At 76.3% G+C, this 11,170-nt stretch carries 4 protein-coding genes; all 4 read right to left on the reverse strand.

Going from position 1 to position 11,170, the window contains the following annotated elements; translation table 11 throughout:
* Positions 1–4: 4 nt before the first annotated feature.
* On the reverse strand, positions 5–406 hold the full coding sequence (locus OG618_RS06300) for an allene oxide cyclase barrel-like domain-containing protein (protein ID WP_329486217.1): 402 nt from the start codon (positions 404–406) through the stop codon (positions 5–7).
* A gap of 92 nt (positions 407–498) precedes the next feature.
* On the reverse strand, positions 499–885 hold the full coding sequence (locus OG618_RS06305) for a nuclear transport factor 2 family protein (protein WP_329486218.1): 387 nt from the start codon (positions 883–885) through the stop codon (positions 499–501).
* Between the two features lie 111 nt (positions 886–996).
* Positions 997–2,235: a cytochrome P450 family protein gene (locus OG618_RS06310; RefSeq protein WP_329486219.1), complete on the reverse strand. Its 1,239-nt coding sequence runs from the start codon at positions 2,233–2,235 to the stop codon at positions 997–999.
* The gene (locus tag OG618_RS06315) at positions 2,232–11,141 is read right to left on the reverse strand and encodes a type I polyketide synthase (protein ID WP_329486220.1); all 8,910 of its coding nucleotides are present in this window, start codon (positions 11,139–11,141) and stop codon (positions 2,232–2,234) included. Before OG618_RS06315 ends, OG618_RS06310 begins: the two co-directional genes overlap by 4 nt.
* Positions 11,142–11,170 lie beyond the last annotated feature (29 nt).

Below are 11,170 nucleotides of genomic sequence, written 5' to 3' on the forward strand. Positions count from 1 at the left end.
CGGGCTAGGAGAGCAGGGTCGAGAAGAAGACCAGCTTGGCCTCGGCGACCTTGCCGGGGTCGACCGGGCGCCACTGGCGGACCCCGGTGCGCCCGGCGTAGCTGCCGCTCACGCCGACCACCGGGCAGTAGAGCCACTCGCCGGAGACCAGGTTGCTGAACCGCGCCCAGGCCTCGACGTGCACGTCGCCGTCGGCGAGCGCGATCTTCTCGGTGATGCAGGTCATCAGCTCGTCGTCGCTCTCGCGGCGCGTGACGATCTTGTAGAAGCCGTCGACCGTACCGATCGCGGCACCCGACGGGTCGCGCAGCTCCGCCACGTAGGTGCCGCTCTGTCCGACCTTCGGGTCCTCGAAGTCGATGTCGTTGGCGAAGGTGACCAGGTGCTCACTGAGGTTCTCGAACATTGTCCATCGTTCCTTCGGTAGGGGTGCCGGGTGCTCCCGGCGGTCATGACGGGTGGGGTCGGGTGCCCTGGGACGGTCGGGTACCGGGGATGTCAGGCCTTGCGGAACACGTCCTTGACGAGGATCAGGCCGTCCTTGAGCGTGAAGAGGTCCACGCCCCGGTCCAGCACCCGGCCGGTGGCGTCGCGCAGGGTGAACTCGATGATCTGCCGGTCCCCCACCACCACGGCCGGCTCGAAGACCAGGGCGATCCCCTGGTCGCCGAACTCCTCGCGCTTCTTGACCAGGTCCACCAGGTAGGCCCGGATCTCGTCGCGCCGGTAGGTGGTGCCGGGCTCGGGCCCCTCGGACACGCTCCAGACGCCGTCCTCGGCGAAGCAGGCGACCGCCTCGTCGAAGGCGTCCCGGGCGCACGCGTCGAAGAAGGCCGCGACCTTGCCCTCGCCCACCGCCGTGCCGGCTACCGCGTTGTCGGTCATCGTGATCTCGTCTCTCTCGGGTCGGAATCTGTCGGTCGGAATCTGTTGGTCGGGATGTGTCGGGCACGCTCGGCCGTACGGAACGGGCCGGGCGGGCCGGGCGGGTGCCGGTCAGGACAGCAGGACGGGCAGGCTCTCCAGCCCGCGGAACTGGAGGCTGTGCCGCCAGACCAGCCGGTCGGCCGGCACCGCGAGCTCCCAGCGGGGGAAGCGGCTCAGCAGGCGGCCGAACAGCACCTCGCCCTCCAGCCGGGCCAGCGGGGCGCCGATGCAGTGGTGGATGCCGTGGCCGAAGGACAGGTGCTGGTTCCTGGTGCGGCCCACGTCCAGCCGGTGGGGGTCCGTGAAGACCGCCGGGTCCCGGTTGGCGGCGCAGAGCGAGACGAAGACGATCTCGTCCGCCGGGATGGTCACCTCGCCCACCTGGACCGGCTTGGTGGTCCAGCGGATGGTGGCGAGGTTCAACGGGCTCTCGTAGCGCAGGAATTCCTCGACCGCACCGGCCAGCAGGGTGGGGTCGGCCCGGAGCCGGCCCAGCTGGTCGGGGTGCTGGATCAGCGCCAGCACGCCACTGCTGATCATGTTCGCGGTCGTCTCGTAGCCGGCGTTCATCAGCAGGAACAGGCTGGAGATCAGTTCGCCGCCGTCCAGCCGGTTGCCGTCGTCCTCGGCCTCGATGAGCGCGCTCACCAGGTCGTCGGCGGGCTCCTTGCGCTTGGCCTCGACCACCGCCGCCAGGTGGCCGTACGCCAGCCCGACCGCCTCCCGCTTCTCGGCGGCGGTGGACCGGACGCTGGTGAGCACGCCGTTCCAGCGGCGCAGATCGGCGAAGTCGGACACCGGCACGCCCAGCAGGGCGCCGATCACGTAGATCGGGAAGGCCAGGGCGATCTGCTCGACCAGGTCGAACTCCGCGCCCGGCACGATGTCCTCGACCAGGTCGTCGGCCAACTCCTCGATCCACGGCCGCATCTGCTCGACCCGGCGCATGGTGAAGGCCTTGGAGACGATCCGCCGCAGCCGGGTGTGGTCCGGGGGGTCGCTGAAGAGCATGCTGCGCGGGTTGCTGCCCGCCGAACCGTCGGGGTGCAGGGCGTGCCGCTCGATGATCCGGGGCAGGCCGAGCGCGTCCTTGGACAGCGACTGGTCGGCCAGCAGCGCCCGGACGTCCTCGTGCCGGGTCACCACCCAGGCGTTGACCTCCGAGGCGAGCGTCTTCACCACGTGCCGGCCGACCGGCGCCTCGGTGCGCAGGACGTCGTAGGAGGGATAGGGGTTCTGCATGAACGTCGGACCGAACACGGTGTCGGCCTCCGGGGCCGGTGCGGGCGGGGTGGATTCGGTGGTCATCGCGGTGCTTCTTCCTCCGGTACCGATCCGGACAGCCACGACTCGACGGCACGGCCGGTCGAGGGTCCGGAGTCTCCGATGATGGTCAGGTGATCTGCCGGCACGTCGACCGTCGTGTGCCGGGTGGGCCAGGACGCCGCGGGGACCGGTCGGTCGGCCGCGGTGCCGGGGAGGGACTCGGTCGCCCGGACGAGCAGGATCGGGCTCGCCACCGGCGCCGGCCGCCAGTCGCGGAACAGGTCGAAGTGACGGCCCATCGCGCTCAGTCCGGCGTCCGTGGTCGCCTCCACCAGCTCGACGCGGTCCGCCAGGGCGGTGAACAGCGTCGACTCCAGGGCGGTGAGACCCGGGCTGCCCGGCAGGTGACTGTCGAGCAGGACCACGGCGGCCGGGGCCGCTCCCTCCTGCGCCAGCGCTCCGGCCACGGCGTGCGCGACCCAGCCGCCCGACGAGTAGCCCACCAGGACGACGGGCCGGTCGCCGTGCTCCGCGCGGACGGCGGCCGCCTGGCGGCCGACGAACTCCGCCAGGGTGCGGGGCAGTGCCTCACCGGCCGCGTACCCGGACGGCGCGAGCACGGTCAGGCCCCGGCGGCCCCGGAACGCGGTCGCGAACCGGGCGTACTGGTAGGCGTGCGCGGGTGCCACCAGCGAGGGGAAGCAGACCAGGGGCGGTCCGGCCGGTCCCTCGGCGAAGCGGGCGCTCCGTGGTGCGGGCGGCGCCGACGCCGGGGCGTCCGGTCCGTCCGGGCGGTCTGGGCCGTCCGGTTCGTCGCGCAGGTGGGCGGCGGCGGCGAGCAGGCGCAGCCCCTGGCCGGCCCGGCCGGCCAGGCTGGCCTGCCGGAACAGCGCCACCAGCGGGGTCTCGGGCCCGTTCGGGGCCGGAGCCGGAGTCGGAGCCTGAGTCGGAGCCTGAGTGGGAGTCGGAGTCGGAGTCGGATCCACCGGGGGCGCGGCGACGATCCGCTCGGTCAGCAGGGCGGCCAGCGCCGCGCCCGTCGGGCACTCGACGATCGCCGACGGGGCCAGCCGGACCCCGGTCGCCTCGTGCAGCCGGGTGCGCAGCTCCGCCGCGCCCAGGGAGTTGAGCCCGAGCTCGGTGAAGGTGTCGGCCGGACCGGCGGGCGCGTCCGGATCGCCGAGCACGGCGGCGACCTGATCCAGCACCACCTCGGTCAGCAGCGCGGTCCGGGACGCGGGCGGCGCTTCGCGGAGCCGTCGGCGCAGCGTCTCGCTCCCGGTCTCGGCCTCGTCCGGCTTCGACCCCGGCTGCACATACCTGTGCGGACTCGTGTGCGGGCTGCCGGCCGGCTCCTGTCCGGCGAAGGCCTCCCGGCCGGTGCCGTTCCCGGCCCCGGGCCGGCCGGTCATGGCGGTGGAGCGGGTCGCGGACAGCCAGTGGCCGCGGCCCTGGAACGGGTAGACCGGCAGGTCCACCCGGCGGCCGCCGCCCGGGGCGGTCAGGTCCACCGGCAGTCCCCGTACGTGGAGGCGGGCGAACGCGGCCGTCAGCGCGGCGCGGTCCGGGCGGTCGGCCCGCAGCAGCGGGACGGCCGCGGCGGCCCCGGGATCGGTGAGGCAGTCCTGGACCATCGCGGTGAGCACGGCGTCCGGCCCGAGTTCGACGAAGGTGCGCACCCCGCGCCCTTCCAGCGTCCGGACGCCGTCGGCGAACCGGACCGGCTCCCGCACGTGCCGCACCCAGTAGTCGGCACCGGCCACCTCGGCCGGACCGACCACCGCACCGGTCAGGTTGGAGACCAGCGGGATCACCGGCGGGTGGTAGGCGATCCGCTCGGCCTCGGCGCGGAACGCGGCCAGCATGCCCGCCATGTGCGGGGAGTGGAAGGCGTGGCTGACCCGCAGCCGCTTGGTCCGCCGGCCCCCGGCGGCCAGCACGGCGGCGACCTCCCGGACGGCGTCCTCGTCGCCGGAGAGCACGGTGGCGGAGGGGCCGTTGACCGCGGCCACCGAGAGCCGGTCGGCACGCTCGGCGACGAGCTCCGCCACCTCGTCCGGCCCGGCCTCGACGGCCGTCATCGCGCCGCCGGGCGGCAGCTCCTCCATCAGCCGCGCCCGGGCCGCGACCAGTGCGGTGGCGTCCGCGAGGTCGAACACACCGGCCACATGGGCGGCGGCGAGCTCCCCGATCGAGTGCCCGGCCACCACGTCCGGCACCAGGCCCCGGCTCTCCACGAGCCGGAAGAGGGCGACCTCCAGCGCGAACAGCGCCGCCTGGGCGTGCCCGGTCCGGTCCAGCAGGGCGGCCTCGGTGGAGCCGGGGCCGGCCTGCAGCACGCCCCGGACGGAGTGGCCGAGCCGCTCTTCGAGCCCGTCGCAGGCCTCGTCGAACGCCGCCCGGAAGACCGGGAACGCCTCGTACAACTCCCTTCCCATTCCCGGGCGCTGGCTGCCCTGCCCGGTGAAGAGGAAGGCCACCGCGCCGTCCGCGGCCACCCGGCCGGTGACCACCCCGGGCACCTGGCGGTCCGCCGCGAGTGCGGCGAGGCCGGCGTCGAAGCCGGCCCGGTCCTCGGCGAGGACGACCGCCCGGTGGGTCAGCGCGGCCCGGCCGGTGGCGAGGGACCAGCCGAGGTCGGCGAGCGTCTGGTCGGGGTGGGTGCCGAGGTGGGCGCGGAGCGAGCGGGCCTGGGCGCGCAGCGCGTCCGCGCCCCGGGCGGACACCGGCAGCGCGAGGACGCCGGCGGCCGCGGGGGAGGTCCCGGTGGTGGCGACGGAGCCGGTCGCGAGGTCCGCCGCGGGGGCGGGGGCCGGCCCGGGCTCCGGCTCGGGGGCCTCTTCGATGATCGCGTGCGCGTTGGTGCCGCTGACACCGAAGGAGGACACCCCGGCGCGGCGCGGCCGGCCGGTCCGCGGCCACGCCACCGGCTCGGTCACCAGTGACACCGCGCCGGACGACCAGTCCACGTGCGGGGACGGCGCGTCCACGTGCAGCGTCCGGGGCAGCACCCCGTGCCGCATCGCCAGCACCATCTTGATCAGCCCGGCGAGGCCGGCGGCGGCCTGGGTGTGCCCGATGTTCGACTTCACCGAGCCCAGGTACAGCGGCCGGTCGGCCGGGCGGTCCGGCCCGTAGGCGGCCAGCAGGGCCTGCGCCTCGATCGGGTCGCCCAGCCGGGTGCCGGTGCCGTGCGCCTCCACCGCGTCCACCTCGGCCGGCGTCAGACCGGCGTCGGCCAGCGCCTCGCCGATCACCCGCTGCTGGGCGGGCCCGTTCGGCGCGGTCAGCCCGTTGCTGGCGCCGTCCTGGTTCACCGCGCTGCCGCGCAGCACCGCGAGCACCGGGTGCCCGTTGCGGCGCGCGTCGGAGAGCCGCTCCAGCACCAGGACGCCCGCGCCCTCACCCCACCCGGTGCCGTCGGCCCCCGCGGCGAACGCCTTGCAACGGCCGTCCTCGGCGAGTCCGCGCTGGCGGCTGAAGTCGACGAACACTCCGGGGCCGGACATCACCGTCGCCCCGCCGACGAGCGCCAGCGAGCACTCGCCCTGGCGCAGCGACCGGGCGGCGAGGTGCAGCGCCACCAGCGAGGACGAGCACGCGGTGTCCACGGTGAGCGCCGGACCGCGCAGGCCCAGGGTGTAGGCGAGCCGGCCGGAGAGCACGCTGGCCGCGTTGCCGGTGCCCAGGTAGCCGTCCAGGCCGTCCGGGATCTCCCGGACGAACGACAGGTAGTCCTGCCCGTTGGTGCCGATGAACACCCCGGTGCGGCTCTCCCGCAGACCGAGCGGGTCCAGGCCGGCGCGTTCCACCGCCCGCCAGGCGATCTCCAGCAGCAGCCGCTGCTGCGGGTCCATCGCCGCCGCCTCGCGCTCGCCGATCCCGAAGAACGCCGCGTCGAAGCGGTCGGGCCGGTCCAGGAAGGCGCCGTGGCGGGTGTAGCTGGTGCCGGACCGCTCCGGGTCCGGGTCGTACAGGGTGGCGAGGTCCCACCCGCGGTCGGTCGGGAACTCGGACACCGCGTCGCGCCCGGTGCGCAGCAGCTCCCAGAAGTCCTCCGGACCGGCGACGCCGCCGGGGAACCGGCAGTCCATCGAGACGATCGCGACGAGGTCCTCCGTGGGATCGGCGCCGGTCGCGGACCGGTCGGCCCGCTGCTCGGTGTCGTCCCGCAGCCGGGTGCGCAGATGGGCGGCGAGCGCCTGCGGGTTCGGGTGGTCGAACGCGAGGGTCGGGGGCAGGGTGACGCCGAGGGCGGTGCCCAGCGCGTTGCGCAGTTCGACCGCGGTGAGCGAGTCCAGGCCGAGTTCCCGGAACGGCTTGTCGGCGACGACCGCCGTGGCGTCCCGGTGGCCCAGCACCCGGGCCGTGGTGGCCGCCACCAAGTCGCGCAGGGCCCGGTCGAGTTGGGCGGGCGGCAGGGCGGCGAGCCCGGTCGTGGCGCTGCCCGCGCCGGCCGTCGCGCCGCTCGGGGCGGGCTCCGGCCGGGCTTCGGGCAGGTCGGCGAGCATCGGCGGCAGCGGCGCTCCCCCGGCGGCCAGCCGCGCCCAGCGGACGTCGGCGACCACGGTGGTGGCGGCGCCGGCGTCCACCGCCGTGCGCAGCGCCGCGAGGGCGGGCCCGGCCGCCATCGGCTCGACCGCGAGCCGGGCCAGCTTCTGCCGGGCGCCGTCGCCCGCCGCCATCCCCGCGCCGGCCCACGGCCCCCACGCGATCGAGGTGGCCGGCAGGCCGTCCCGCACCCGGCGCTCGGCCAGCGCGTCGAGGAACGCGTTGGCCGCCGCGTAGTTGCCCTGGCCGGCGCTGCCCAGCGTGCCGGCCACGGAGGAGAAGAGGACGAACGCCGACAGCTCGGTACCGAGGGTCAGTTCGTGCAGGTTCAGCGCGGCGGCGGCCTTCGCCCGGGCCACTTCGGCGAGCCGCCCGGGCGTCAGCGCGGTCAGCACGCCGTCGTCGAGCACCCCGGCGGCGTGCACCACGGCCGTGACCGGGGCCGGGAGCCCGGCCAGCAGGGCGGCGAGCGCGGCGCGGTCCGCCACGTCGCACGCCTCGATGCTCACCTCGGCGCCCAGCGCGGCCAGTTCGGCGGCCAGCTTCTCGGCGCCCGGTGCGTCGGCGCCCCGGCGGCCGGTGAGCACCAGGTGCCCGGCGCCCTCCCGGGCGAGCCAGCGGGCCACTTCGGCGCCCAGCGCGCCCGTGCCGCCGGTCACCAGGACGGTGCCGGACGGCCGCCAGCGCGGCGGCGTCGGGCCGGGCCGGGCGCGCACCAGCCGGCGGGCGAACACCGCGTCGCCGCGGATCGCGGCCTGGTCCTCGCCCGTCACCCCGGTGAGGAGGCCGGCGAGCCGGGCGCCGGTCCGCCCGTCCGGCGCGGCCGGGAGGTCCACCAGGCCGCCCCAGGTCAGCGGCTGTTCCAGCCGGGCGACCTGGCCGAGCCCCCAGAGCGGGGCCTGGGCGTAGCCGCCGAGGCCGTCCTGCGGGGTCGCCGGGACGGCGTCCCTGGTCGCCGTCCAGAGCGGGACGTCGAGGCCGAGGTCGGTGACGGCCTGCTGGACCGCGAGGGCGCCGGCGAGGCCGCGGGTGATCTCGGGGTGGTCCGGCTCGGGCCGCTCGTCGACGCCCGCCAGGCAGAGCACGCCGCGCAGGGCGGGGGCGTCGGCGGGGGCGGCGTCGGCGGCGCGGGCCGGGGTGTCGGCGAGGGCGGCGCGGATCCGGTCGGCGAGCTCCGCGCGACCGGCCACCGGCACGATCACCGGTTCGACGCGCCCGCGCAGGCTAGCGACCACCTCCGCCGCCCACGGCCGGTCGCCCTCCCCCTCCGGGACGACGACCAGCCAGCGGCCGGGCGCGCCGGCGGGGGCGGTCGGGTCGGTCAGGGCAGCCAGGTCGGCCAGGTCGGCCTCGGGCAGCCGCTGCCAGCGTGTCCGGTACTGCCAGTCGGCCGCCTGCTCGCCGGCCTGCCGCGAGCGGTGCCAGGCCGACAGTGCGGGCAGCGCCCGGCTCAGTGGCACGTCGCCCGTCAACTCCAGGGCAGCGGTGAGCCCTTCGAGGTCGCCCTGGTCCACCAGCCGCCAGAACTCCGGGTCGGTCCGCCCGGCCGGGGCGGCCGGGTCGGCGCCCTCCGCGTGGGACAGCCAGTACCGGTCGGACCGGAACGTGTACGTCGGCAGGTCCACCCGCCGGGGGCTGCCGTCGGCCCCGGCCGAGACCACCCCGGCCCAGTCGACCGGGACGCCGGCCGTGAACAGGGCCGCGGCGGCGGTCAGCGCGGCGCCGCGCTCCGGGCGGTCCCGGCGCAGCATCGGGACGGCCAGCGGCGCGCCCGGCCGGTCGGCCGGTACCTCGCCCGCCGAGGCGGACTCCGCGACCAGCGCCGACAGCACCCCGTCCGGGCCGGCCTCCAGGCAGGTGTCGAACCCGTCCGCGAGCAGGGTGGCCGTCACGTCCGCGAAGCGCACCGGCGCGCAGATCTGGTCCACCCAGTAGGCGGCCGAGCCCCAGGACGCCCCGTCACTCCACCGGCCGGTCACCGCGGCGACCCCGGGCAGCTCGGGCGACCGGGTGGTCACCCCCGCCAGCACCTCGCCGAACGCGTCGAGCATCGGCCGCATCAGCGGCGAGTGGAAGGCATGGCTCACCGTGAGCGCCTTGACCCGGCAGCCCGCCGCGCGGGCCACCCGGCCGACCCTCTCGACCGCGTCCGCCCGGCCGGAGACCACCACCGACGTCGGGCCGTTGACCGCGGCGACCGCCAGCTGCCCCGGGGTCCGGGCCTCCTGCTCGGCCACCCAGCCGAGCACCCGGTCCGGCTCGGCCTGCACCGCGAGCATCGCGCCACCCGTGGGCAGCGCCTGCATCAGCCGGCCGCGGGCCGCCACCACCGCACAGGCGTCCGGGAGCGACCAGACGCCCGCGACGTACGCGGCCGTCAGCTCGCCGATCGAGTGGCCGGCCACGGCCGCCGGCCGGATGCCCCACGACCGCGCGAGCCGGACCAGCGCGACCTGGAGGGCGAACAGCGCGGGCTGGGCCAGATCGGTCCGGTCCAGCGACCGGCCGTCGGCGGCGACCCCGGTGGCCATCGCCTCCCGCAGCGGGACGCCCAGCAGCGGGTCGAACGCGGCGCACACCTCGTCGAGCGCCGCCGCGAACACCGGGAACGCCTCGGCCGCCCCGGTGCCCATCCCGGCCCGCTGGGTGCCCTGGCCGGTGAACAGGAACGCCACGCCGCGGCCCGTCCCGGCCGCGCCCTCGGCCCGCACGACGGCGGGGTGGGCCGTGCCGGCCGCGACGGCCCGCAGGCCGTCGAGCAACTCCTGCGGGCTGTCACCCAGCACCACGGCCCGGTCCTCCAGCGCCGGGCGGGTGGTGGCCAGCGACCACGCGACGTCGACCGGTCCGGGCGCGGATCCGGCGGCGGACCCGGCGGTCAGGAAGTCGGCGAGCCGGGCCGCCTGGGTGCGCAGCGCCTCGGGACCGCGCCCGGACACCACCCACGGCAGCGTGCCGCGCGCCACCGCCCCGTCGGCCGGTTCTCCGGTCGGCTCCCCGGCCGGGTCCTCGACCGCCGGGGCCTGCTCCAGCACCAGGTGCGCGTTGGTGCCGCTGATCCCGAACGCCGACACCGCCGCCCGGCGCGGCCGTCCGGTCTCCGGCCACGCCGTCGGCTCGGCCAGCAGCGACACCGCGCCGGAGGCCCAGTCTACGTGCGGGGACGGCGCGTCCACGTGCAGCGTCCGGGGCAGCACCCCGTGCCGCATCGCCATGACCGCCTTGATCACCCCGGCGACCCCGGCGGCGGCCTGGGTGTGCCCGATGTTCGACTTCACCGAGCCCAGGTACAGCGGCGGGCCGTCCGGGCGGTCCCGGCCGTAGGTGTCCAGCAGCGCCTCCGCCTCGATCGGGTCGCCGAGCCGGGTGCCGGTGCCGTGCGCCTCCACCACGTCCACGTCCTGCGTGGTCAGCCGCGCGTCGGCCAGGGCCCGGCGGATCACCCGGCGCTGGGACGGCCCGTTCGGCGCGGTCAGCCCGTTGCTGGCGCCGTCCTGGTTCACCGCGCTGCCGCGCAGCACCGCGAGCACCCGGTGGCCGTTGCGCCGTGCCTCGGACAGCCGCTCCAGCAGCACCAGGCCGACGCCCTCGGACCAGCCCGTCCCGTCGGCCGCCGCCGCGAACGACTTGCAGCGGCCGTCGGCGGACAGCCCGCGCTGGCGGGAGAACTCCATGAACAGCGTCGGCGTCGACATCACCGTCACGCCGCCCGCCATGGCCAGCGAGCACTCACCGGCCCGCAGGGCCCGGGCGGCCAGGTGGATCGCCACCAGCGACGAGGAGCAGGCCGTGTCGACGGTGACCGCCGGGCCCACCAGCCCCATCGCGTAGGAGATCCGGCCGGAGACGACGCTGTCGGCGCTGCCGCTGATCAGGTAACCCGCCACCTCCTCGGGCACCGTGCTCTGCCGCAGCGCGTAGTTCTGGTACATCGCCCCGACGAACACCCCGGTGTCGCTGCCCCGCAGGGTCAGCGGGTCGATCCCGGCGCCCTCCGCGACGGTCCACGCGGTCTCCAGCAGCTGCCGCTGCTGGGGGTCCATGGCGAGCGCCTCGCGCGGCGAGATGTCGAAGAACCCGGCGTCGAACTCCGGTGCGCCGTAGAGGAATCCGCCCGCCCGGGCATAGGTGGTGCCCGGGTGGTCCGGGTCCGGGTGGTAGAGGTCGGCCGGCCAGCCCCGGTCGGTCGGGAACTCCGACATCGCGTCGCGCCCGTCCTCCACCAGCCGCCAGAGGTCCTCCGGCGACCGGACCCCGCCGGGGTAGCGGCAGGCCATGCCGACGATCGCGATCGGCTCGTGCTCGCGGTCCTCCAGCTCGCGCACCCGCTGGCGCGACCGCTTGAGGTCGGCGGTCACCCGTCGCAGATACTCGACGACCTTGTCCTGCTCCGACACCTGTCGTTCCCTTCCGTGCTGCGTCGTGT

The organism is Kitasatospora sp. NBC_01246 (genome assembly GCF_036226505.1).
Lineage (GTDB): Bacteria > Actinomycetota > Actinomycetes > Streptomycetales > Streptomycetaceae > Kitasatospora.